We start from the raw sequence: 23,670 nt of genomic DNA, 5'->3' as shown, positions 1-23,670 counted from the left end.
GAATGTCAGCCTGACACTGCAGTCGGAAAAACGACTCGCCCGCACAACACCACAACCGGCCGGTACACGATGAGCGGCCTCCGGAACAAAACCCAGGAGCCGCTCATCCATGCACTCTTGACAACCAGACCTACATATCAGTGCGTGAAAAAGCACCAATCCGAACACATCACCGCAGGTCAGAGCCCCGGCCGACCCCGATACCACGACCCGTGAGCCAAGTCAGGTAAGACCATCGCTAATCTCCCGCCAGTAGCTCTCAACCAAGACAGTCATCGGCATCACGAGTGTGCCTCCGGTGTATTCGAGCATTCGTCGAGCCGTTTCGACGACGAGCCTTCGCCACGGCTCCCAATGCTGGAAGTTGTCCGTTGCAGGAAGCCCCGGCTTGATTTCCATGAGCACCTCACCGACCTTCTCAGCGTCGAAGACGCGCGCGTCGGGCAGTAATTGCTGCACGAGCGCGCTCGTCGTCGTCTTTCCCGCCCCGTGGGTGCCGTTGAGCCAAACGATCATGGACCGAACTCTAGCGCCAAGAAGTGTCCTTCATGGGGCGCCCGATAGCCGATCCTTTACCGGGGCGCTGCGGTCACCCAGCGCATTAGGTGATGGAGCCAACAAAACCGGTGGCAGTCCCGAAGGAATGAACCTAGGTTGGTGCTCCCATGGCCTGGCAGTTTCTGGGGTGCCAGCGAGCAAACGCCGACGCCACAAAACACGCGCTGCGGAACGAGTGTGTCTTGTCTTTCGGCGGACGGACCGTAGACTCTGCCCATGTCAAGTCGTGGGGGAACGAGACCGGTCCGTACTGCTGCTGCGGTGGCGGTGCTGGGCATGCTGATGTCAGGTGGCCTGGCAGCGTGCGCCTATGAGGGTGCCGGCGATCCGGCACGGACAGCCGCCGCCGAGCAAAGCAGTCGCCCCGCGCCTTCTGCCCCGACCAAGGGCCCGGAGATATTGGGGGCCGAAACGCGCAACTACGCCGAGTTGCAGAAGCGCCTTGCAACGGCCCGAGGGCCTGCACTCCTTGAGGACTCCGGCCCTGCCGACGGGCCCGGCGTTGGTTTCAGCAAAGCCGGAAAAGTGACGACCGCTGGCCGGTATGCCGTCACAGCGGCTTGCGTGGGCATCCCGAACGCGCAGATGGTCATCTCCGGCCCAGCGTCGGAGCAGCTGTTGTCACTCGATCTTGATTGCTCCGGCGTCTCTTCGAAGGTTGTCGAGCTGCAAGACGGATACGTCGGAGCAGCGCTGATGCGACACGACCCGAATGGTCCTTGGACAGGGGCCGTCGCCGGAGTAAGAATTACCGGCGAATAAAAGGCGCCGGCTTTCAGCTGCTCGGGTCAGCGGGACCTATACCTAGCGAGACGCATCCCTGATCGGCCATGTCGGACCAATGGGAAAATCCGCATGACCTCGTACGCAAATCGTCCAATGAATGCGGGGCCTTCGCCGTGGGATCCCTCAGCGTGCGGGGCCGTGGTCCGGGAACAGGGCTGGGCCGTCCATGATCCCACCCGAATGAGTGGAAATATTCGTCTTGATCAGAATCGAAGTCACCATGATCTGCCCCGTGCCGGATTCGACGGCGAAATATTCGCGCCACTCCCAGTTTTCCCGCGCCAGCCCAGACCGTCTTTCCACATGTGCCGTGAGAACATTGAGCGGTCTTGAGTCCTTCCGCGGCCAGTCGTGGTCGGAAAATCCCGGGGGTAAAGGTGTCTGTAATGTTTGGAGGAATTGGAAGCTTGTTGATCGGCTTCTACTTTGTGGTAATAGTCGCTGTCGCCGTGCTTGTCATCTGGGTGCTAATACTTACCATTACCTTCCTAAGGCTTCGAATTGCGGAAATCCGAGGCGCAAACGGTCCAGGTTCTCCCAGGAACTAGACCAGATTCCCTGGGCCGCAGGCCCTCACCTCCGCATCGGAACTCCTCACGCCCGAGTGACGACGGCCGCCGCACACACCAGGATCCCTCAGCACGCATTCCCGTGCATGCGAGCAGGTTCCGGAACTGGTTCGATCATCGAGATACGGGCCCGGGTGTGGATAATCGTTGCTTATGAGCGTTGGGGGCTGGGCGGACCGATACCGGCAGGGCGATCGGGAACGCGTGTGGGCGGAGCTGGGGCGGCTCGGGTCGAATGTGCGTGACCCGAGCGCGCTGACAGATGCGCAGGCTGTGTGCGACGAGATGGCTCTCCGGGTCCGGTTCAATATCGAGCTCCTGGTGAATCGCCTGCAATCGCAGGGGTATGTCTTCCATTCCAACGATGATGCGCGAACTCCGGTCGTTCCGTTCCAGCCGGCGAGCGTCCGTGCTTCACAGTTTGCGGCCTGGGTGGAGGAGCGGTTCGGTCCGGTGCCGTTGGTTCTGTCGTCATGGATCCGGCTTGTTGGCGATGTGTGGCTGGTTGGCACGCATCCGGAATGGGGCGAGTCATCCGCGGCGGATCCGCTTGTGATCGAGCTCGAGGGAACAAGGTATTCCGGGGAATCGACCTCCAGCTACTTCCTCAGTGAGCACGAGGCCTGGGCAGAGGAGGCTCGGGACGACTCGGCTGTTGGGTCTTTCGTGCTGCCGGTTGCGCCTGATCGGTTGCATAAGGCAAACGTCAGCGGCGGTGCGCCATATGGATTCCGGGTCCCGGACGGTCGAGCTGACGGCGTCTTCGCCGCTGAGAATGACATGTCGTTTGTGTCGTATCTAAACCTGATATTCCGGAACGGCGGCTTTGCCTGCTGGCCTTCGGGAGACAGACACGAGCGGCTGCGGAAGTCGCTAACCGACGGCCTGCTGCTGCTCTAGATGTGCTGCGCAGGCTGAGTCCGACTTGGCATCGATTTGTCCGGTAAAAGATCCCTGACAGGGCCCTCGCGGCCGCTCGTGTGATGACGGAATTTTGGTCGGACTCGGTTGAGGGCAGTGATTTAGGCTGTGCATGTGAGTATCAGCGCGGCTCAGGCGAGCTGCTTCTACCAAGAGATCATCCTGTACCAGCAAGTGTGGGGAATCCATGATTCGGGCGGCTTCCCTGCGCCCGTCAACAGAGATGGCGAACGCAGCATGCCGTTCTGGTCGCTCCAAAGCAGAGCCGAGAAGGTCGTAAGCACCGTTGCGGCCTATCGAGGGTTCGAAGTAGAGGCAATCCCCCTTGCTGTGTGGCGCACGAAGTGGATTGACGGGCTCGACCGAGACGGAATTCTCGTGGGCCTCAACTGGTCGGGCGTTCGCGCAACGGGTTATGACGTTCAGCCACGCGAGGTCCGCGCTGGACTCGAGGCCAGCGAATAGGACCCCATTGTCGGACTGCCCGCTGAAGGATCCCCATCCGGGCGGATCGCCTGGGGAACAGGATCGGGCAGGAACGCCACAATCGCCTTCCCCGATCAAGCCGGTACGGTGGTGTGCAAGCACCTTGAGGTGGATTGGAACGAGATGGAGATGCAGCCGGAATTCAGGGGAGGGCTCGCTATCCCCGGAAAGTTCAGGGCAGGCACGCCATGGATCCTTCTCGTGCCGACAAAGGAGCAGCTGGAGTTCCGGGCGCGGCATGGGCTAGGCAGGTTCTTCGGCCCATGGAGACTGGAACGGGATGACGTCCGTCTGGTTTACCGGACGATGAGGGGCGTAGATGCTTTTCACGGTCTGGGATTCCTGCGGCGGGACGGGACCTGGTGGACATTCTGGACCTATCACCCCAACGAGGTATTGGATTGCCTTGAGGAGCTTGGCTACCTGATGGATCCCAGAACGCGTCAGGGGCAAGGCCGATTCTTTGCCAGGTGAGTCGTCGCAACGCGGCCCGCAAAGGGATCCTTTGCCGCGCGCTGCGGTCACCCAATGCCTTAGGCGAAGGAGTCAACAAAACCGGGGGTAGTCTCCCCACTGAGCGTCTGAAGCTGCGCTAATCGCCGTTCAGTTCCTCCACGGCCTCGTAGGTTTCCTAGCTCTTCAAGATTCCTAAATTCTTTGGGGTTATCTATTGACGCGCATGTTGGCCCGGAATACGGTGAGCGACATCAAGGGAAGCATCATGAATCGTGATCGTGAATCCTGACGTCTCCAGTGCGCATCAAGGTCCAAGAAGTGACTCATGTTCGCAAAATCACCACGTATTCGTAGTCAAGGAATGCTGATGAAGAAGGTCCTAGGTCATCGTCGGATTGCTGCGATAGGTGCGACACTGACGCTCATCGGCGCGGGCAGTGCAGTCCTTGCACCGTCGGCGTCAGCTACGAGAAACATTTGCCACTACTCAACGTATTTCAGCCATACCCTCGGCCCTAACGCTTACGAGGGCGGCGCCGCCATCTATCTGAACGGCAACAGCTTCACCGCGGGGGACATCATCCTGACCTCCGGCGGATACAACGCCGATAAAAATAACACGCTCCGGGGCGGCTATGCGTACGTCAACTTCACGAACCCCTACAGTTCCTCACACACGTTCACGGGATGGGTCAATGTCTTCTACAACTTCTGACGTCGAAGGCGTCACGCGTCGTCGCCGTTTCCTCTTGCCGATAGGAGTGGCTTCCTTGGCTGCGGTAATCGGGGCGGCGGGGTTTTTGTACTTCGGCTCGACGGCTAAAGCTCAGAGCAGCGCTCCGACCACTGTTCCGATATGGTCTGGGCTGCCAATCACCGCCGAGACCGTTACGACGGTCATGAATGGGAATCCGACCCTCTTCATCGTCGACCGCGAGCCAAGCACGTCAGTCCCGGCCGGCGTTATCTACCAAGAATCGCCCGCGCCCGGGACGCCGATGACAACCAGCACTGTAGTCACTCTGACCGTTTCGTCAGGGTTCCCCGCTGGCTACGCACCGCCGTCAATCCCCAGTCGACCTTAGCCCCGTTCCACCGTTTGGGACCCGCCCCCATCCTTGTCCGGGAAACGCAGCGGTGTCGAGACTCATCGGTCTGTCATTGGACTTTCAATCTTCCTTTTTGGCCTCTGCATTTTCAGGGACGTCAACGGCGCGGCAACTGGCTGGTCCCTTATGTACAAAGAGAGCAAAGGAATACCGCCGGAAGGCTTCGCTTTCGCAGATGTTCCGACGATTAAGCTCATGGGCTTCATGTACATGAGCATGGGTGTCCTGGCCTTTGTAGGCATGGCACTCGAGGCCTTCAGACAGGCATATTTCCCAGGCACACGTGGTGCGACCCAAAGAACGCTTTTCTGTAGGACTCCGCAAAGGAACCCGCAGCGGACGGTAGCTGCCCCCAAAGCGGGAAGCCTGTCACGGGCGGGTACTGCGATGTAGGTTCCGAACATGTCAAGGCGGACCTTCTTCAAGAGCGATTTCCCGCGCGTCCGCTCTGCTTTAGAAGAAGCATGCGAAGGAACTTCATACTTTCCTGGCCTCAAGCGGTGGGGTTCCTGTTCATAGTAGGGACAATCATTTTCCGGCCAGAATTCGATCCTTGGCGCATTGCGGTGGGTGGGCTACTCGCCGTTCTCGTAGCCGTAGGAATCGGCGTAAAGCTGTATTACGAGCGGAGCCCGGGATCGAAAAAAGAGCCAACGGATGAACAACCGGGGGCGGGGGAGGATGCCCGTAAGCCGGTCGATCATCGTGCCGCAGTAACCCGCCGGCCCGGCCCGCGGAACTGCTGATCGCGGCTATGTAGGCAAGACCCGCACGATGAAATGCACGGTGACCGGGGGGATTACTGCAACCATTTCTCACCGCCCCGCGACTTGCCCCGCAACATACTCCGCATCCACGCCGACCCCGCCGACAATCGACGAGTAGTGCCCCGTCAACCACGGCAGCCCGACCACGTACAAGCCCGGTTGCTCGGTGACGCCGCGGACTTGTCGCGGGTAGCTCCAGGCGTCCAGGACAGGAATGTCCACGAAGCCAAGGTCGAGCTTGTAGCCAGTGGCCCAGAGCACCGAGGTGATGTTCTCGGCGGCCAGGTTGACGCGCGCCGGTGATGAAACGGGAAGCCAGTCGTCCGCGGGCGCCTTCTGCTGTTCAGGAGCATCGATTCCCGCCGCAGCGATGTAGGCGTCGAGCGCTCGGCCCATGCGTTGGCCGAACCCGGCCTCGACTGTTGCCAAGCGTTCGGGGAGGTCGTCCGTGAAGGTGAGTTCGCCGTCGTCGGCTGCTTCCAGGTGCCCGTGCAGCCGGATGCCTTGGCGGCCGAGTTCGCGGAGGTGGATGTCGTGGCCGCCGTCGGTGCCGGAGAGCAGGGGGTTGCTGGCGAACCGCGCCGCGGGGGAGGGCAGCTGCCCGACCGTCAGGGCGTTGACCCCGTACTCGGGTCCGTGGATTCCGGCTTGCAGGATCCAATAGATGATGTCGTGCCCGCGGTACCGGCGCGGCGCCTCCGGACACGTCGACACCGCGAGATGCACCTTACGCCCGGCGGCGAGCAGGTCTTCCGCGATCTGCCCGCCTGACTGCCCGGTCCCGACAATCAGCACGGCGCCGTCAGGGAGCGCGCGGCCCCGACCTGGATTCTGAAGAGAAGATCTAGGTGCTTTTAGCGAACACACTCAATTTTGCGGTTATGACCACTCAATTCCCGGAGATTCAACACTCAGTGGCATTCTCCGGGGCTAGAGTTGTCCCAACCTCTCGATTGGGGCGTGAGTCGTCAAGACAAGAGACTCGCGGTTTCATGCATTAACCGTGCTGGCAAGAATCAAAGGAGAGAGCATTGAATCGAAATTTAAAACGAGGAATAATCTCCGCCATTACTGCGGGGATTATTGGGTGCTCAGGAGTGGGACCAGCGCTTGCGGCTGTTGGTTCAGGCAAGGCCGAAGACGTCTTTAGCGACTCCTCATATTCCGCGCTGACATCTGGGTCACGACCTGGATCGCTACTGACAATGTCCACAATCAACGGCAATCCCTATGGATGCGGGGGTTACACGGAAAGGGTCCACCTCAGTGGTGGAATGTCATCGGTCCACGCTGGCATCAAGAACTGCTCCAGGGCGCCCTCATATCAGATCGTGGGGGCTGAGATCATGAAAGCCGGATGGTTCGGACTCTGGCACAGGTCGGCCTTCAACAGCGGCGAGGCATACAACCGCCTTGCAAGACTAGATGTCAATGCCAAGGCCACTTGCGGTAATAACTCCGAACAAACCTACCGGGGAAACGGTTATCATAGGGTCAACATCGGAGGCATCAACTACATTGCGCGAACGTCCAGCGACATAGCAACACGCTTCGGTTGCGACTCCTAAGGCCAACCCTTGGGATCGCTGCGGTCGCAGCCACTATTGGAGCGACCGCTGCGGTCCAGGGATGTAGTCAACAAGACCGTCCGCGTGCGGAAGAGTCAGCTGTCGGTCTTGAAGGGTTCAAAAATGTTCCAAGTGAACCGCCGGTACTGAATTATGCAGGCAGTGAGCGTGAAGCCTATGTACTCGATTGGAAGTCCCGGGAACGATCTCAGAGGATTGACAAGACTGGAACGGTTCCGGAGTCATTGCGGGCTTCTCCATCATTAGCTCGCCGATTCTTCATTAAGGGACTAGCGGATCCAGTATTTTTGCAAGTCGCGATATTCCATCGATCAGCTTCAGATGTGGATCCCCTGACCCGGCCTGACAGGACTTTGATCTGCCATTTCGAGAAAATCGGCCAATGCAGATCATCGAGGGATCAAGAATCGATTCATATCGAGTTGACTGAGGATGTTTTTCCTCAACAAGGAAAAGTGGTTGTATCTGTCAGTTCAGAATTCTAAGCCGAGGCAGACCTTAACTCCGAGCGCTTCATTAATATCATTGGCTGGGTTCTGGAAATTGATTTAAGCTAAACTTCTGGGAAGCGAATGTGAAAGTGTGGTTACTTTGATGGATCACCTCGAATCGGACTCGGAGTCGCGCATCGATTGGTTCCTACAGCAGACCATCGGGAAGCCTATGGGATCGCTGGCCTGCCTAATCCCTCCTGTGTATCGCGCTTATGCCCGGGTGCTGAATCCCGCTACTTCGCCAGCTGGTCGACGTCTGCGCTGGTCACAGCTTGCCGGTGACCGAATTGAGGTTGACGGTGCCACCCAATGGAGCGAGATCGTCGCGGCGTGCGGTCCCGATCCGAATCAAGTCTACGAACCCCAGAACGGTTCTGTTGATTCCGTCGTTGCCGAACGGTTGGTTTCCAGGTTATCCAAGGGTGCCAAGCCGTCACCTGAATGCTTGTTTTTGGTGTGGGAGGGATATGGCGACCTCAACAGCCAAGTTCGAACCTCGCCCGTCATTGTCAATGGTCTTGGGCGGGGACTTCATGTGTTTCGGGGGCCGCTCGAACTGGCGCTGGAATCCATCGAGGACCGTCCTGGCGGAAGTCTGCCCGTGAACTGGCTGCCTCTCGATGGGGCGTGGTGCGTCGCTAATGACATCCATGCTCGCTCGGTCTTCATCGGAGGTTCATCATCCCTGATCGGTGGAATACTGGGCGATCCTGATTTGGAGGCTTATTACATCCGGCCCAATCACGCGCTCGTCTCGGAAGATTAGGCTTACCGCCCTGCCACGCACCTCGCAACATACTCCGCGTCCACACCCACTCCGCCGACGATCGATGAGTAGTGCCCCGTCAGCCACGGCAGGCCGACCACATACAGCCCCGGTTGCTCGGTGACGCCGCGGACATGCCGCGGGTAGCTCCACGCGTCTAGGACGGGAATGTCCACGAAGCCGAGGTCCAGTTTGTAACCGGTGGCCCAGAGTACTGAACTGATGTTCTCGGCGGCCAGGTTCAGCAGGGCAGGCGACGCAACTGGAAGCCAGTCGTCCGCGGGCGCCGGCAGGTGTTCAGGCGCGTCGATGCCCGCAGCGGCGATGTAGGCGTCGAGCGCACGGCCCATGCGTTGGCCGAACCCGGCCTCGACTGTTGCCAAGCGTTCGGGGAGGTCGTCCGTGAAGGTGAGTTCGCCGTCGTCGGCTGCTTCCAGATGCCCGTGCAGCCGGACGCCCTTACGGCCGAGCTCGCGGAGATGGATGTCGTGGCCGCCGTCGGTACCGGAAAGCAGGGGGTTGCAGGCGAACCGCGCCGCGGGGGAGGGCAGCTGCCCGACCGTCAGGGCGTTGACCCCGTACTCGGGCCCGTGGATTCCAGCTTGCAGGAGCCAATAGAGGATGTCGTGCCCGCGATACCGGCGCGGCGCCTCCGGACACATCGACACCGCCAGATGCACCTCACGTCCGGCCGCGAGCAGGTCTTCCGCGATCTGCCCGCCTGACTGCCCGGTCCCGACAATCAGCACGGCGCCGTCGGGCAGCTGCTCCGGATTGCGGTAGTCGTGCGTGTGAAGCTGCAGTACGCTCGCGGGAAGTCCGGCGGCCGGGGCCGGGACCTTCGGTATTTGATACGCGCCGGTGGCCAGCACCACGTTGCGTGCCCGCCAGCTGCCGTCGGACGTTTCGACGCTGAAGCCGCCATCCGACGTCGAGATCCGCGTGACCTCCGTGCCGGTCCGGACCGGGGCGTCGATCCTCCGCGCATAGTTCCGGAAATAGTGCACGGCGTTATCACGCGCCATGAACGCCTCCGGCTCCGGTCCCACGTAAGGCATGCCCGGCAGGTCCAGTGAGAAGTTCGGCGTGTTCAGCACGAACGCATCCCAGCGATCCTGCCACGCGCCACCCAGCGCGGCCCGCCGTTCAAGGACGAAGTGCTCGACGCCGGCCCGGCTGAGAAAGTAGCTCGTCGCCAGTCCCGCTTGGCCTCCACCGACGACGAGCGTGTCGATTTCGAGGGGGCGGTTCTGTTGTGCGGCTCTGTTCTTTTGTGCGGCCGTGGGCTGGTCAGTCTCCATGAGCGGTCCTTCCGGTCCCTTGGCAGAACTTTACGCCCGGAGAGTCGGGTGCGGGAGGTGGAATCATATGGGAGCATCGTCCACGGGGCCTTTCCCGTTGGATGGTGGGGGTAGCGATGTTCGTTCCGAATTCCGGTGATCACTTCCGCGAGGATGATCTGCCAGCCCAGATTCGTGCGCTGCGGATGCCGCGCTGGGCTGGTGCCGCCCTCGGCGCGGGCCTCGTGGTGATCGCAGTGGCAGCGGTCGCCGGCTCGATCCTCGTCAACGAGAGCGACGGCACGATCATCCCGTTTTGGGTCGAGGCGCTCATCCTGGCGGTAGCGGTAATTTCGGCAATCTCGGGCGCCGTCGTGCTCTGGCATGCGGGCGAGTGGGTCACGCTCACGCGGGACGAGGCGATCGTGACGAGGGCATTCGTCGTCCAGGTCCGTGTCTCACGCATGCAGCTTGAGGACTTCCATGCCTACCTACACCAGTACCCCGCTCGCGGGGGAGTTCAGTACCGCATGGTGCCGACCTTCACCACCAAGGACCCGTACGACCGGCTTCGGGACCTGCCGCTGCCGTTCCTGTCGTACTGGAACCCGGTCGGAGGCACGGAAGCTTCGCTGCCGCCGCGGGCCGCCTACATTGAGGCCTGGACCCGCTCGGGCAGCAGCCCGTACTCGAGAGCCATGCCCGCAGGCGTCCTACCCTACACACTCACGATGCACCGGCAGGCCGTGCGCACGGGCCTGCGGCGCCGTGCACTCATGTGGGCGATCCTCCTCCCGGTCGTCTCGATCGGGCTGGGTCTAAGCCTCGGCGTCGGACTCGGACCTGTCGCCAAAGCCCTGGGCCATAGCCGCAGCAGCGTCGACAACCGCAGCGCCGACGCCCAAACGAACCGCACCGGCATCCGCGACCTCGACGACGCGCTCACTCCCGCCGTCACCGCATTCGAGTGGCGTGCGATGGTGTATCCGGCGAGCGGCACGAGGAATTTCACCTTCTTCCCGACCATACGGTCCCTGCCGTCAGCGCCGTACACGGTTCGATATTTCATCCGTGACCCCGCGCAGCACGGCACGGACCTCAGTGTTCCGGAGCAGAAGTACGGCCGAATCGTCTCCCAAGGGACAATTTCCGTAAAGAACCCCACGATCGAGTTCACGCTCGACCACGACGACAGCACCTTCACGTTCGAGGTCTACGTCACCGACGACCATGGGCACACCACGCTCGACTCGGATCTCTACAGGAACCTCGCAGCGCTTCCAGCATCGACCCCCACGCCCATGCCTTCGCGCTGAGAGGGACAGCTCGCGCAGGCGAACGAACCTGATGCAATCCTCTTGAATCGGTCCTAGAGTGTTGGCCATGGCTATCGCACGCTTCCCCGTCGTCGTACTCGACTGCCCCGACCCCAAGACCCTGGCTGAGTTTTACAGCGCCCTTCTTGAGTGGAAAATCGAGCGGAACGACGACGACTGGTGGTCCGTCCGCGCCGATTACGGCGATTCGCTGGCCTTCCAGAAAGTTGAGTCCTACAGGGCGCCACAATGGCCCGGCCAGGAGGTTCCGCAGCAGATGCACCTCGACGTCGTGGTCGATGACCTCGACACCGCCGAGGCAGCTGTGCTCGAGCTCGGCGCGACCAAGCACGAAAACCAGCCGGGAACGACATTCCGTGTGTTCCTTGATCCGGCCGGTCATCCTTTGTGCCTCTGCCTGGACTGATTAAGTATCGGTCAGGATCGGAGAAGCGGTCAGTGGGGCCTCGGCATAAAGTCGAAATCACGAAGCAACCCACTCACTGAAGGACCTGTCATGACCGCCATCAAATCAGTCACCCTCGAAGTTCCTGACCCTGCGGCCGCCACCGCTTTCTACGACGCCGCCTTCGGATTGGGCCCGCGTGTGCGCGTGCGGGCCTCCGATGCTCCTACTGACGGCTTCCGCGGGTTCACGCTGTCGCTCGTAGTGTCACAGCCGTCCACCGTCAGCAGTCTCATCGATTCCGCTGTGGAAACCGGTGCCACGACGCTCAAGCCAGTGGCGAAGTCCTTGTGGGGCTACGGCGGCGTCGTTCAGGCTCCGGATGGCGCGATCTGGAAGGTCGCGACGTCGGCGAAGAAGGACAGCGGTCCGGCCACCCGGGAGGTCGACAAGATCGTGCTCCTGATGGCAGTCGCGGACGTTGCCGCGAGCAAACGGTTCTACGGCGACCGGGGCCTCGCCGTTGGGAAGAGCTTCGGAAAGTACGTCGAGTTCGACATGCCGTCGAGTCCCGTCCAGCTCGGGCTCTACGCGCGCCGCGCCCTCGCCAAGGACGCCGGCGTCTCTCCGGACGGCACCGGCTCGCACCGACTCGCGATCGGCAGCGCAGCCGGCCCGTTCACCGACCCGGACGGGTTCGCGTGGGAGGCCGCCTCAGCGTGAGGCGGGCTCGACGTCTCGGCTCGGTCACAATCTTCGCTCTGGTGTCGTTGTTGGCCGCAGATCCATAACGAAAGTGATAGTCGACTACAAGTTACCTTTGATCGCAGGTAGCCTCGGCAGGGACGACGTGGGGATCGTCCCCTCGTGTCGCCTCGCAAAGGAGTCGATATGAAAATTGAAATCACGCACGTTGGCGACGGCTGTCCTGGGGTCCATGATGGGTCTCACGGTCGCTACGACGGCGACGGCCGCCCCGGCGGTCCAGACTGGACAAGCTGGTGGGACGCTGACGATTGCCCAATTCGAAAGCGACCTTGCTCAGAGTGCTCTTCTGGCCACGGAGGCCAAGGAAAACTACGAGCGGTTCGTTGGCCTCCCACGCACGAAGAAGCAGAGACTGGTCAACTACCTCAATGACCCAGGCTTCCTGACCAGTGTTGTTTCTGAAATGGGACGGGCGTCCTCGGCGAGGGACGTGCAGGTGCTGCATGGCGGTGATGTGGTGGTGAGCAGGTCCACATCGCAAAAGGTGGCTACTTCGAAAGCAACCGTGTCCGGAGCTGTCACTCTGGCGGCGGCGCCCACCGTTGATCGGGTTTCGCAGTACTCGTATTCATTGCTCGGGATCACACTCACTCGAGTGAGGCTTGACATGAACTTCTCCTTCAACTTGACGCGCATAACCAACGTCAATTCCTGCGTGCCAAGCTACACGAACTACTTCCCACTCCGGGGAATGTCGTCCACACCGTCGTCGTACCTCAGCGGTAATAACGGTGTCTGCCAGGCTACTTGGCAGATGGCCATCGGCTGGGTCAACGGAATCAACCTGGGCCAGCGATCTGCACTTCAGAAAGTAGTCCAAGGCCCTTGGGGATTGGTAAGTGATACCTTTGTCAACACCTAAACCGCGAAGGAGAAGCCGTGCTTTTTCTCTCAACTGGTAACGACGTTCTCGCTCCAACCGGATATGAAGTCATAGCGACGGTGCTGGCTTTGGCTGCAGTAGTCGCCTTTGTCTGGGCCCTGATTGTGCTCGCGCGCAGCGCCGGGAGTCTGACGAAGCGGGAACTGGTTCTCTGGCTCTTGTTGGTCCTGTTCATTCCGCTCATCGGTCCGGTAGCTTGGATCGCAACCAACGTGAAGCATCGGAAGCGACCTTCGATTTCCTAACTTAATGCCAGGGACTGTTCGGCAGTCCCTGGCATTACTCGTTTTGGTGCTCGGTTTCTCATCCTTGGGTTTGTTGGGGGCGCGACGGCGCGGCTCGTCCCCAGCCGCGGCTGATCACGCTACCGCGATTCCCAACGGAACCAGCGGATTCCGATGAAGGCGAACACGACGACGTATCCCACGCAGGCCAAGAGCGAATAGGTGTCCTGACCGCTCCAAGCAGACTGGCTCAGGACATCCGAGAAAAGTGCCAGGAGGGCTCCGACCGGGGACCAGTCCGCGACGGTTTGCATCGCATCCCCGAGGATGCCGCTGCCGCCGAGGAGGCCGAGGAGCAGCAGGAAGATCATGAGCAACCGGCCGATCGCACTGACGGCGTTGGCGGACTGAACCAAGCCGACCAGGGCTTGTCCGATGGCCAGGAACATAGCCGCTCCGAGGACCGCAATGGTGATGACCAAGAGGTATTCGCCGATGTTGAGCGTGAGCCCGTGAACGATAGAGCCGACGATCACGACAATGATGGACGCGAGCAGGTTGGTGGCTATTTGCACGACAAGGCGGCTGGTCATGATCATCCAGTTGGGCGCCGGGGTGACACGGAGCCTTTGCAGCACACCGATCTCACGGTCGTGGGCTAGGGCCAGGGTGAAACCGAGCAGGCACGAGGTGAGTAGTCCAAGGGTCAACGCCAGTCCGATGAGGAGGTTTGACCCGCCGAGCCGTGATTGTGCTTTGCCAAAGCTTGTGACCACAAGGATGACGACCGGCAGCAGGGCACTCAAGACAAGTGAAGTCTTACTGTTGAGCATCACAATGGAGTCCGCGCGAAGCAACGAGCCCATGGCGAGGCCGCGCGGTGGGCGGACAGTGGCGACGCGGGTGTTAGTCACGGATCTCACTTCCTGTCAGTCCGATGAACACGTCTTCCAAGGTCGGTGCGCCGTGGGCGACCGAAAGCACCCGCGGATCGTCCCTGTGTTTGTCGATCAACTCCGACGGCTTGCCGATGGTGAGCAGTACCCCGTGATCGATGATCGCGACCCGGTCACACACGGCCTGAGCCTCCTCCATCGAGTGCGTGGTCAGAAGAATGCTGTTGCCTTCACTCCGGAGTTCCTCGATGCGACGCCATAGTCCGCGGCGTGACTGAGGGTCCAGCCCTGCGGTCGGTTCGTCCAGTAAGAGCAGGAGGGGGTTGTGAATCGTCGCAATGAACAATGCAAGCCGCTGCTGCTGCCCACCGGACAACTGTTTGAATCTTTTGCCCAGTTCTTCTTCAAGCCCTATGGACCGCATGCTCGTCCCGATTTGCTTGCGCGAGAGCTTTACTCCGTAAAGCCCGCCGTACAGCTTCGCGACCTGTTGAATAGTCAGTTCGGCCTGGAAACTGGAGGACTGCAATTGCACCCCGAGCCGCGCTTTCGCGTCCAGAGGCTCTTCTTGAACGTCGATTCCGTCCACCAGCAGCCGCCCGGATTTCGGCGTAACCAACCCTTCGATGGCGCTGAGTGTGCTCGTCTTCCCTGCACCGTTCGGGCCCAGCAGGCCGAAGATCTCACCGCGGTGAATCTGAAAACTCACACCGTCGACGACGGTCCGCGCGCCGTACGCGACGCGCAAGTCGCTGATGTCCAAAACCGGCCGTTGTGCCGGCACATTCACTTCACTCATCGAGCCGCATCCCTCTCAGGGTGGCCAAGCGGCCCCGTGGCAGGGCGCCATTGCGATGAGTCTATATCCGGGAACCTGATGTTTTAGTGAGAGCAGACACAGCGCTCTAAACAACCCGATCCGCACGTTCCCAATGGTCCCGGAGCAACGCGCCAAGCCGCTCGGGTTCGATCCGGTGCGGGGGATCGAAGTGGTGACGGTCCGGGAACACTTCGAGGCGGAAGTCCGGGAACACCGTGGACAATCGCTCGGCGACCTCGCCATAGTCGTCCGGGTTGCTCAGTTCACCAAGGACGAAGAACACCGGCCTATCGAACGCAGCGAGCCGCGCCCTATCCAGGTCGTAAATCTTGAAGTCCCGCAGAAATGCCCTGATCCCCGCAGGCCGCTTGGCCATCCACGGCGGCGGTCCGCCCTCGGGCGGTGGCGGAAGGACGACGTCGGGCTTCACTCCCAGCCTCATGAACGCGGCCATGAACTGATCGGGCGGCAGCGATTCCAGCGCTTCATATTCTTTCCAGAGTTGGGTGTGCGCCGGACTCCAGTCCCAGCTTCCCGCCCACGCCGGCTCCAGGAGGGTTAGACTCAGTAGTCGCCGTGGATGCTTGGCGGCGAACGCCAAGGACGCTGCCCCGCCGCCCGAATAGCCGAGCAAATGGAACGTTTCCCAGCCGCGGGCGTCGGCCTCGCGGAGGACCCCCTCGATCTCGGTGTCCAGGGTCCAGCCCGGCGGCGGCTTATCGCCGTCGTACAGTTCCAGGTCCTTCGCGACGGCGTCGACGTCGGGACCCAGCGCTTCGATCAGCGCGCCGTAGGCGGGTTGGGCGGGAAGAACGCTCCCGGGAAGAAGGACGACCCGAATCGGCTCCATGGCGGAACTCTACGCCGGTTAGGTCGCCAAGGGAGGGGAGAAGGGCTATCTTCCGGGTGAGAGGACCGTGATCCCGGCGTCTAGGGCGGCGGCGAGAAGTTCGCCGTCGTAGGCCACCAGCAGATCAGTTTGGAGCCTGATCGCGGTTGCCAGGTGGATCGCATCCGCGCTCCGCAGCCTGCCGGGAAGCGCGGCGGCATACATCAGATCGGAACGGGCGATGTCCACCAGATTGATTCCGCTCAGGACGGTATTGACTGGTTCTGCGCCTAGTCCCCGCCGCCGCGACGCGCAAGGAAGCTCGGTGTAGAGCAGCATCGAAGCTACAAGGCGGTGTCCTGTTGCTGCGGACGTCGAAAGATACTCTGCGACCGCGACAGATTCGGGTTCGTCGACCAGAAGCTTGAGGATTGCCGAGGTGTCCACGTAAGTGATCACCGATCGCCACGCAGATCTTCCAGCATGTCCGAGGTGCTCATCTCGCTCTTGATGCGGAGCACAAGCCTGAAATCCACGGGACTCTGGGCGGCAGGGCGGACGCCGCCTGACTGCAGCAGCCGTTCGAACGGCGACGAGGAAGGCGGAATGAGCGTGGCCGCAATTTCCCCGTTGTTGGTCACATCGATGATTTCGCCGTTTTTGACGCGCTCCAGAATCTTGCTGCTGTTGTTGCGGAGCTCGCGGTGCGGGATCGTGGTCATTTTGGCCTCCGTAGCAATCGTAGCACTGCCCTGGAGACGCGATTTCGTTTAGATAGACCCGGCAGCAATCCGTTCCAACGCCCAGTCCCAACGGATCAGCTCCTGTTCCAGGCGGACGCCGCTTCCGTAGCGGTTGTTTCCCAGCGACTCGTAGACCTTCGCTTCTTCTGGGGTGAGCCTCGCCAATTGGGCCCGCGACGGCGATGCCTCCACACTCCAGGCCTCCCGATGGTCGAGCAGCGTCGCCTCATCCATGAGAACGCTGGACACGTGCGGGTGAACAGAGCGGAGCTGATCCAGGATCCGGAAGCCGTGTGTGTCCAGATCTCCCCAGTACAGGACCTCGCAGTCCAGTAGCCACTCGGCGTCCCGCAGCGCTGAGAAGCCATAGCCGGCGCCAAACAACGCCATTGACTGTGGTCGATCCGGAAGGGCAAGGAAGTTCACCAGATTCTCGGTGATGAGCACAGAGGTGACGGGGAGCCGGAGCGTACAGAATGCCTCTGCCGTGACCATAACGTCGCGAGCGTCGCCCAACAGCGGAATGTCGGGGTCCAGAAGCCGGAAGCGCACTAGTTCGGGCGGATGCAGGAAACCATGACGCTCGGCGAACCGGGCTGCCGGTGTGCGCGCTATCGGGCTGAGCAGCGGGCCAGCGCCGTCCGAAACATGGACACCGGCCTCAAGCGGATCATCCTCCGGCGGCCTGTGCTGCAGTACGGCCAGCATTTCATCAATGACCCGCCGATGAGTCTCGATGAACTTCGTGTGGACTCCGGGAAGGCTCAGTTGCCTCAGATAGATCCCCGGTCCGGGATTCGCCCTCAGCCACAGCGCTATCCGCGCAGCGGTCAGGGCGGCATCGCTTAGAGCCAGCAGTTGAAGGGGGCGTCTCATTGCCCAGGCACTTAGTGCCGGATCCACACCGGCAAGCCGTTCGGCCAGTGAACGGACCTGCCCCAGCTCCCGGGTCTTGCCCGCGAAGGCAACCTCGTCCTCCACCCTCGCGAACACTGCCGCGGCGGGAAGGTGGTTGGAACCGATCGTGGTCCGCCCGACGTCGACGGTTTCCAAAGTGTAGGTCCCCACCGAGGCGAACAACTCAGTTGCCCACTCCCGTGCGGCGGCATAGTCGTCCCGCAGCTCGGCGGCCGAGGGCCGCTTCAGCGCACGACGGCGGGGGTACGCTTCCGTTGGTTCCAGCGCCTCGCGTAGCAGTTGCCCGCGGTCCCACGCGGCGGTGGAGAGCGAACGCAGCCCCGCCAGCGTGGTCCAGGTCCGGGCTGCACCGGCGGATTTAGATGAGCCGGCAGAACCCTTAGCCGGCACGGCGATCCCGTTCCTCGCGGTATTCCGTGATGGTCATGTTTCGGAGCTGGGAGTCGTTGCCGTTGGTGTTCGCTACGAAGCCCACGTGTGCTACAAAAGGCTCGATCACGTGGATCTTTTGTAGCGGCGTGACGATCAGTAGCTGTAGCTTCATGCGCTGGAAGAGTTCCAGGCCGTACCGCGCGGACTCGTCCGAGCCGCGGCCGAACGCCTCGTCAATGACCACAAAGCGGAAGCTGCGCCCCTTCGCCGCACCCTTCCCCACGCTCTTTCCGGATGCAAGCCCGAACTGGAAAGCCAACGCGGCCGCGAGGATTGTGTAAGCCAGTTTTTCCTTCTGGCCGCCCGACTTTCCGCCGGAGTCGGTGAAATGCTCGAATTCTTCGCCGGTCTCGGTCCACTTTTCCGAGGCTGAGAAGGTGAACCAGTTCCGGACGTCCGTTACTTTGGCTGTCCAACGCTCGTCGAGAGCCGTGTATCCCTCCCGTCCACGGAAGCGTTCGATCAGCCTCTCCACCTGCAGGTACTTCTGCTCTGAGTATTGGTCTTCGTCGCCGATAGTCCCCTCCGAGCAGGCTCGCAAGTCGATCCCGAACTGGCGCACATCCAAGTCCGTTGAGCTCTGGTGCTCCAACTGGATATGCCTGCCCGGGTTGTATTCGATCCCCGCCAAGGACACGTTGATTTCACCGATCCGACTCACGATGTCCTGGCGCCGGCCGTCCAGGAAGGCGTTGAATGCCACCACCTCGTGGATGGTGTTCTGGGTCAGGGACTCTTTGAATCGCGCCTCGAATCGCGGCAGATCGTCCTTCTCCAGTTGCTCAAGCAACCGGTTGAACTCTTGGGCTGCTTCCAGCGAGGCGTCGATGTCGGTGGTTTCGTTGGGGTACTTGCCGCGGAACTCCGTCATCAAGCGAACGGTAGATGCTGCCGCCGTCGCGATGCGTTTCGTGAGAGCATCGATCGACGCGGTCAGCCCCGATCGGACGGAGCTTTCGGCGGTGCCCGTGTTCTTGTACGTGAGTGTTTTCTCGCCGAGCACCTCGGCGGCGAGCCTCGCGACGGCGGCCAGTACGCCGTCGTCGTCGGTCAGCGGATGCTCCAGCAGCGCCAGGCGGCATTCCTCGATCGCCGCAGCGATATCTTTGGCGTCCTTCTCATTGGCACCGAGTCGCTGCTGGATTTTGTTGGACTTCTCCTCGAAGCGTCCGAGCTTCCCGGTCACCTCGGTCTCTTTGGCCGTCAGTTGCTGCAGCACGCTGCTGGCCGACTGGAGTTCGTTCCTTTCCGCCTTGAGATCCTCGATCCGCCGCGCGGTCAGTTGCCAGCCGATCTCGGCGAAATCGGCCACAGAGCGAATCGTTCCGAGCTGCTGGTTCCGGCGCCCGAGAGAGCCGAGGGATACGTCCACTTTGCCAAGCTGGGTTTCGACAACGCTGACCTTGCCGTCCACCTCGTCCCGCTCGGCGAGGAAACGAGTGATCTTGTCATGGTTGTCCCAACCAAGCACGTAATTGCGCCGGTCCGCCAGATCCCGGCGATCATCCTTCTCATGCCTGCCCCTGCCGCCCTTGAGCTGGCCGTTGACCGTCAGGGCTTTGGGGTAGCGGCGGAAGTCCTCCATGGTCTCGCAGCAGACATAGTCGAACCGGGTGCTGAGTTCGTCCAGAAGGAAAGTGCGGAAGGGGGTACCTTGCTTGATCGCGATTTTCGCCGCCAATGTCCCTGCTTCGGCAGGCCGCGGCGCGTTCGAATCTCCGACCCTCAGGTAGACCAACCTGGCCCGGAGGTTATTGGAATCCACCCAAGCGCTGACCGCCGGGTAGTGCTCGGCAGAGACCAGCAGGGACAACGCGAAACCACGAAGTGTTCTTTCCGCCGCGCCCTCCCATTCCGACTCGCCGTCGCGCACCCGCAGCAGTTCGCCGGCATAAGGCAGGGCGGTTTCAACGACGCCGATTCCCTCACACAGCCGACGGCGGAGCTCCAGTTGGGCGAGCGGCAGAAGGGTCTGGCGGGACTGCAGGCTAGCCAGTTCGGCGTCGATGTCTGACTTGCGGCTGCTGAGTTCGGACCGCTCCAAAGTCAATCCGGTGCGGCGTTCCTGTAACGCACCGGACTCGGCAATAAGCTCCTGTTCTACCTCGTCCAGACGCGCCCGGTTCGCGTCGAAGAGCACACGGTCTTCCGGCATTCTCAAACCGAGTTCGACGGCGGCGGCGGAGTATTGCTCGAAGCGCTTGCGTTGGGAGCGGGACTCTTCCTCCAGCCGTGCGATGTCGGCGTCGATCGCGGCGAGCCGGCCCCCACCGTTGGTTCGGATGTCCTCCTGGACCACTGAGAGTTCATGGCGCAGCCGCGACATGTCCGCGCTGAGCTGGGTGCTGTCCTCCAGTAGTTTGACCCCGGTGTTTTCCAGCTCCCGCTGGTGTTCCAGGCTCAGCGTCAGCTGCTGATCCGTGAACCACGGATGCAACTGGTCGCGCTGCTGCCGGGCAAGGGTGTCTTCGCCGCTCAGCTGCTCATGCACTGCGGCACCGTCACGGATCGGCTTCAGCAAGCCGATCTGGTCCTTCGCCTTCAACACGGCCTCGTGGGCCTTCTTGAGGTCGTCGAAGTGGTGGATGAGGTTGTCGATGCGCGACTTCACGTCATCGTCCTCGAGCATGTTGGTCCGCACGAAATGGGTGATGTTCTCCACCTGTTTCATGGAGACGGTGCGGTGGAACAAATCCATGGCTTGGTTGCCGCTGATGCCGAAATGACGCTTGAAGGCCGCGGCGTAGGGGTCAAAGGTGTCATGGACGGCCACGCCCGCGGCACGAAGCTTCTTTTTCAGCTTGGACGGATCCTGTCCGAAGTTGGCGAAGTCTTCCGCAATGGACTGCTCAGTTTCGGCCAGCGAGTAGAAACGGCTGGGCTGGCCCGCTTCTTGCATTGTCCAGAGGGTGATGGCAAGCGTGACGGACTTCTTGAGGACCGCGTTGTGGAAGACGCCGAGGACTACCGTGAGGGCTCCCGGTGCCCGGAGTGCCACGGGTTTGGAGTACTCGCCGCCGGTGCTGCGCGTGCTCTTGTGGAAGCCGCGAACGTACGACATGAGCGTGCGTTCGCGTTTCTGGGCGCCCGCGGCTTTGTTGTAGTCGATCCGGTTGGCAGGAAGCAGGAGCGTGGTGATCGCATCAACCACCGTGGACTTCCCCGAACCGATGTCGCCGGTCAGAAGGCTATTGGCGCCATCCAAACGGAAGGTGCGGACCCCGCCGTGGAATGTTCCCCAGTTGAGCAGCTCCAGGCGGTGCAGCCGGAAGCCCGGGAGGGCGCCGTCGTCCTTTTGCCCCGCCGGGAGCTCGTCCAAGGTGAAGAGGCCGTCCTGCAGCTCGGTGGTCATGCGTCTTCCGTTTCCGTTGAAGCTGCGGGCTTTTGCCCGGTGAGCGAGCGGCGGTAGTCCGCCAGCCGGGCGTCGAACTCTTCCAGCCACTGGGCATCCACGTACGCCTTGAGGATGCGCGCCACCTCGTAGGTGCCGGTCTCTCCGCGCAATTTCCGCAGGAAACCGAGCTCTACGACCTTCTTGATGTTGGCACCCAGCTTGTCCAGGATCCGGGCCTCATTGCTGGACTCGGGCAGGAACACCGAAACCATGTCGGCGATTTCCTGTTCCGTCATGATGAGCCGGGTCTCGCTGCTATTCGTGTCGAACTCGAGCATCCGGGCACGCAGGAGGGCCAGGAGCAGGCTGACATCGAAGGTCAGTTGGCGTCGGGGGATAAGCCGGGGGAGCGTGACATCGGGGTCCTCCCGCGATTTGAGGAAGGCGTAGCCTTCGGATTCGTCCAGGATCAGGTCCAGTCCGAGGACCGCAACGTAGTCGCGGACCTGGGAGGCCAAGGCCAAAAGCGATTGCCAGATCTTCTCGTCGGTTTCGGAATAGACCACGCCTTTGAAGAGCCTCGTGACGACGCCGGGCAGTTCCTCGGGAGTGCGGGTGGTCGGTTCCATGATGGTGTTCATGCAGGCCTCACAAAGATGATCTGATCGATTGTCGCTTCGCGGATGCTTCCGTCCGGCAGGGACCAGGACAGTTGCTGCGTCGCCTCCGGGTTGATGTTCGCCCATTCCGACTCGGCAGCCAATTGGTAATAGGCAACCAGCTCCGCCAGGCCCTGCGACAGGGGATAGGCGGCGGTAATGTCAGCCAACGTGGCCTGGTCCGCGTCTTCCAGGACCGCATCGATGTGGGACTTGAGGTGCTCTTTGTCCACATAGAACTGACTGAACAAGGCGCCGGCGTCAACATCGGCGTCGTCGGCGGTGACGACGTCGTCCATCACCAGGACCCTGCTGCCCGGCTCGTAGAGGGGACGCTCGAACGGCAGCGCGACGTCCACCGACGGCGCGGCGATCTCCATGAAAATGCCCGACGGCGGTTGGGCTCGGGTGGTGAGGGCGGTCGACTCGACGCTTCGGATCAATTGCATGATCCGCTTGTTTTCCAGGAAGACCTTGTCGTCCAGGAGCCTGCGCATTTGCTGGGACAGTTGGCGGACAGTGGCTTGTGTCTGCTCGACGGCAGGGAGCCAGTCCTGGTGGAGATTGGCTACGGCATGGAGATTGTCCATGCGCGACAGTGCTTCGATCTGTGTGGCCCGCTGCAGAAGGTCCCGTAGCTCCGTCCGGAGTTGTGGCGACATGAGGTAGTCCCAGAATCCCTGGAAGGTGCGCCCCTGCAGAGAGCTGCCAATATCCTGCTGGTTGGCAAAAATGGAGTCGAGGAGCTCGCCTTGGCTGCCATCCCACGTGGCGATCTGTTCGCGCACCTGGCGGTCCAGCCGCCGGAAGTTTTGTTCGACTTCACGGAAGTCGGAGAGCAAGTCTTTTGCCAAAGTGGTCAGCTGTTGGAAGTGGTCCAGTGCTTCCGGAGCGCTCATGACCTTGATGTTGCCCTCGCGTAGGCGCTGCATTTCGGCGTCGATCCCGTCGCGCTGGCGCTGCAGTTCTGCCAAGCGCACTTCCGGGTCTGTCTCGGATTGCTGGACGAGCGTCTTGAGTACGGCGAAAATGCTGGTCAGGCGGGACTGAGTGGCTACGAACTCCCTCCCGCGCAGGTTTTCGACCCAGCGCACCACGTCTTCCGCGGCTGCGGTGAGATCGTAGTGGGGTTCGTCCTCGCCGGGAACGTAGTATTTCCGCAGCCATGCCCGCTCCGGATCGGCCCAATCGTCGAGGTATTCCGACGCTTGGCGGGGAAATTTTCCCTCACCGAAGGACTCGCGGACGCCGAACAGCACATCCTCCAGAATGTCGACGAGTTGCTGGCGGCCGATGTTCCGTTGGTTGGGGCCGGTAAACGCGGCGATGAAGAAGTGAACAGCCAGCGGAGCGTTCTGGGCGCGAAGCAAGGCCCATCCTGCATGGTTTTCACGCAGTGAATTTATTGCGTAGTAATCCATATGATCCTCTGGTTTCGGCCAGGCAGGCCGCGTTCATGCACGGGGCACTTCAGTGGCAGCATTCCGTGACTCTAGGCTAAGCGAGGTCCCGGACATTATTGGGGTCAGCGTGTGCGTAGGCGTCCAGTTGGCGGCGCGCGTTACGGCGCGCGGCAGATGAAGGTTTTTAACAAATAGTAGCCATCCGCCCAAAGCCCTGTATGCTTGTAGCTGTTGTTGTGTTTGGCATTTGGTAGTTCA

Annotated in this window: 22 protein-coding genes and 1 pseudogene; 11 read left to right on the top strand and 12 right to left on the bottom strand. The window is 61.4% G+C overall.

Annotation, left to right across the window (positions count from 1 at the left end; genetic code table 11):
- Positions 1–222: 222 nt before the first annotated feature.
- Positions 223–516: a hypothetical protein gene (locus tag AB4074_RS14650; RefSeq protein WP_441414025.1), complete on the bottom strand. Its 294-nt coding sequence runs from the start codon at positions 514–516 to the stop codon at positions 223–225.
- A gap of 258 nt (positions 517–774) precedes the next feature.
- Here AB4074_RS14650 and AB4074_RS14645 point away from each other — a divergent pair, with 258 nt between their 5' ends.
- From AB4074_RS14645 to AB4074_RS14625, 5 genes are all read left to right on the top strand, one after another.
- Positions 775–1,320 (top strand): hypothetical protein, encoded by a 546-nt coding sequence (locus AB4074_RS14645; RefSeq protein ID WP_441414024.1) that lies wholly within the window; start codon positions 775–777, stop codon positions 1,318–1,320.
- 797 nt (positions 1,321–2,117) lie between these two features.
- Positions 2,118–2,813: a hypothetical protein gene (locus AB4074_RS14640; RefSeq protein ID WP_441414023.1), complete on the top strand. Its 696-nt coding sequence runs from the start codon at positions 2,118–2,120 to the stop codon at positions 2,811–2,813.
- 135 nt (positions 2,814–2,948) lie between these two features.
- Positions 2,949–3,299: a DUF2750 domain-containing protein gene (locus AB4074_RS14635; protein WP_441414022.1), complete on the top strand. Its 351-nt coding sequence runs from the start codon at positions 2,949–2,951 to the stop codon at positions 3,297–3,299.
- A gap of 844 nt (positions 3,300–4,143) precedes the next feature.
- Positions 4,144–4,491 (top strand): hypothetical protein, encoded by a 348-nt coding sequence (locus AB4074_RS14630; RefSeq protein ID WP_441414021.1) that lies wholly within the window; start codon positions 4,144–4,146, stop codon positions 4,489–4,491.
- Complete coding sequence (locus AB4074_RS14625; protein WP_441414020.1) at positions 4,412–4,861, top strand: PASTA domain-containing protein; 450 nt, start codon at positions 4,412–4,414, stop codon at positions 4,859–4,861. Before AB4074_RS14630 ends, AB4074_RS14625 begins: the two co-directional genes overlap by 80 nt.
- An 839-nt stretch (positions 4,862–5,700) precedes the next feature.
- Here AB4074_RS14625 and AB4074_RS14620 read toward each other — a convergent pair.
- A pseudogene (locus AB4074_RS14620) lies at positions 5,701–6,462 on the bottom strand (FAD-dependent oxidoreductase); the annotation flags it as partial.
- A gap of 1,373 nt (positions 6,463–7,835) precedes the next feature.
- Here AB4074_RS14620 and AB4074_RS14615 point away from each other — a divergent pair.
- A complete protein-coding gene (locus tag AB4074_RS14615) occupies positions 7,836–8,501 on the top strand; it encodes a hypothetical protein (RefSeq protein WP_441414019.1) in 666 nt (221 codons plus the stop codon).
- Positions 8,502–8,503: 2 nt separating this feature from the next.
- On the opposite strand, the gene AB4074_RS14610 is transcribed toward AB4074_RS14615, so the two are convergent.
- Positions 8,504–9,802: a flavin-containing monooxygenase gene (locus AB4074_RS14610; RefSeq protein ID WP_441414018.1), complete on the bottom strand. Its 1,299-nt coding sequence runs from the start codon at positions 9,800–9,802 to the stop codon at positions 8,504–8,506.
- 116 nt (positions 9,803–9,918) lie between these two features.
- On the opposite strand from AB4074_RS14610, the gene AB4074_RS14605 reads away from it, so the two are divergent.
- The 5 genes from AB4074_RS14605 (at position 9,919) to AB4074_RS14585 (ending at position 13,399) form a co-directional block, all read left to right on the top strand.
- Entirely contained in the window at positions 9,919–11,097 is a 1,179-nt protein-coding gene (locus tag AB4074_RS14605) for a hypothetical protein (RefSeq protein ID WP_441414017.1), read from the top strand.
- 67 nt (positions 11,098–11,164) lie between these two features.
- Positions 11,165–11,524 carry a VOC family protein gene (locus AB4074_RS14600; RefSeq protein WP_441414016.1) on the top strand — a complete coding sequence of 120 codons (360 nt, stop codon included), beginning with the start codon at positions 11,165–11,167 and terminating at the stop codon, positions 11,522–11,524.
- A 90-nt stretch (positions 11,525–11,614) separates the two neighbouring features.
- On the top strand, positions 11,615–12,226 hold the full coding sequence (locus AB4074_RS14595) for a glyoxalase (protein ID WP_441414015.1): 612 nt from the start codon (positions 11,615–11,617) through the stop codon (positions 12,224–12,226).
- Between the two features lie 175 nt (positions 12,227–12,401).
- Complete coding sequence (locus AB4074_RS14590) at positions 12,402–13,133, top strand: hypothetical protein (RefSeq protein ID WP_441414014.1); 732 nt, start codon at positions 12,402–12,404, stop codon at positions 13,131–13,133.
- Between the two features lie 17 nt (positions 13,134–13,150).
- Positions 13,151–13,399, top strand: a complete 249-nt coding sequence (locus AB4074_RS14585; RefSeq protein ID WP_284981184.1) for a hypothetical protein — start codon at positions 13,151–13,153, stop codon at positions 13,397–13,399.
- A gap of 119 nt (positions 13,400–13,518) precedes the next feature.
- Here the strand turns inward: AB4074_RS14585 and AB4074_RS14580 are convergent, their stop codons facing one another.
- The 9 genes from AB4074_RS14580 to AB4074_RS14540 form a co-directional block, all read right to left on the bottom strand.
- Positions 13,519–14,292, bottom strand: coding sequence for an ABC transporter permease (locus tag AB4074_RS14580; protein WP_441414013.1), 774 nt, complete (start codon positions 14,290–14,292; stop codon positions 13,519–13,521).
- Positions 14,285–15,037: an ABC transporter ATP-binding protein gene (locus tag AB4074_RS14575; RefSeq protein ID WP_441414012.1), complete on the bottom strand. Its 753-nt coding sequence runs from the start codon at positions 15,035–15,037 to the stop codon at positions 14,285–14,287. Before AB4074_RS14575 ends, AB4074_RS14580 begins: the two co-directional genes overlap by 8 nt.
- Positions 15,038–15,179: 142 nt before the next feature.
- Complete coding sequence (locus tag AB4074_RS14570) at positions 15,180–15,944, bottom strand: alpha/beta fold hydrolase (protein ID WP_441414011.1); 765 nt, start codon at positions 15,942–15,944, stop codon at positions 15,180–15,182.
- Between the two features lie 45 nt (positions 15,945–15,989).
- Entirely contained in the window at positions 15,990–16,382 is a 393-nt protein-coding gene (locus AB4074_RS14565) for a type II toxin-antitoxin system VapC family toxin (protein WP_441414010.1), read from the bottom strand.
- Complete coding sequence (locus tag AB4074_RS14560) at positions 16,379–16,645, bottom strand: type II toxin-antitoxin system Phd/YefM family antitoxin (RefSeq protein ID WP_441414009.1); 267 nt, start codon at positions 16,643–16,645, stop codon at positions 16,379–16,381. The genes AB4074_RS14565 and AB4074_RS14560 overlap by 4 nt, the downstream gene beginning before the upstream one ends.
- A 48-nt stretch (positions 16,646–16,693) precedes the next feature.
- The gene (locus AB4074_RS14555; RefSeq protein WP_441414008.1) at positions 16,694–17,974 is read right to left on the bottom strand and encodes a Wadjet anti-phage system protein JetD domain-containing protein; all 1,281 of its coding nucleotides are present in this window, start codon (positions 17,972–17,974) and stop codon (positions 16,694–16,696) included.
- Positions 17,964–21,368 carry an ATP-binding protein gene (locus AB4074_RS14550; protein WP_441414007.1) on the bottom strand — a complete coding sequence of 1,135 codons (3,405 nt, stop codon included), beginning with the start codon at positions 21,366–21,368 and terminating at the stop codon, positions 17,964–17,966. Before AB4074_RS14550 ends, AB4074_RS14555 begins: the two co-directional genes overlap by 11 nt.
- Positions 21,365–21,991, bottom strand: a complete 627-nt coding sequence (locus tag AB4074_RS14545; protein WP_441414006.1) for a DUF4194 domain-containing protein — start codon at positions 21,989–21,991, stop codon at positions 21,365–21,367. The genes AB4074_RS14550 and AB4074_RS14545 overlap by 4 nt, the downstream gene beginning before the upstream one ends.
- A complete protein-coding gene (locus AB4074_RS14540) occupies positions 21,988–23,430 on the bottom strand; it encodes a DUF3375 domain-containing protein (RefSeq protein ID WP_441414005.1) in 1,443 nt (480 codons plus the stop codon). The genes AB4074_RS14545 and AB4074_RS14540 overlap by 4 nt, the downstream gene beginning before the upstream one ends.
- Positions 23,431–23,670 lie beyond the last annotated feature (240 nt).

This window comes from Arthrobacter sp. 2MCAF14, assembly GCF_052115645.1.
GTDB lineage: Bacteria > Actinomycetota > Actinomycetes > Actinomycetales > Micrococcaceae > Arthrobacter.
This window is presented reverse-complemented; position numbering and strand designations above follow the sequence as displayed.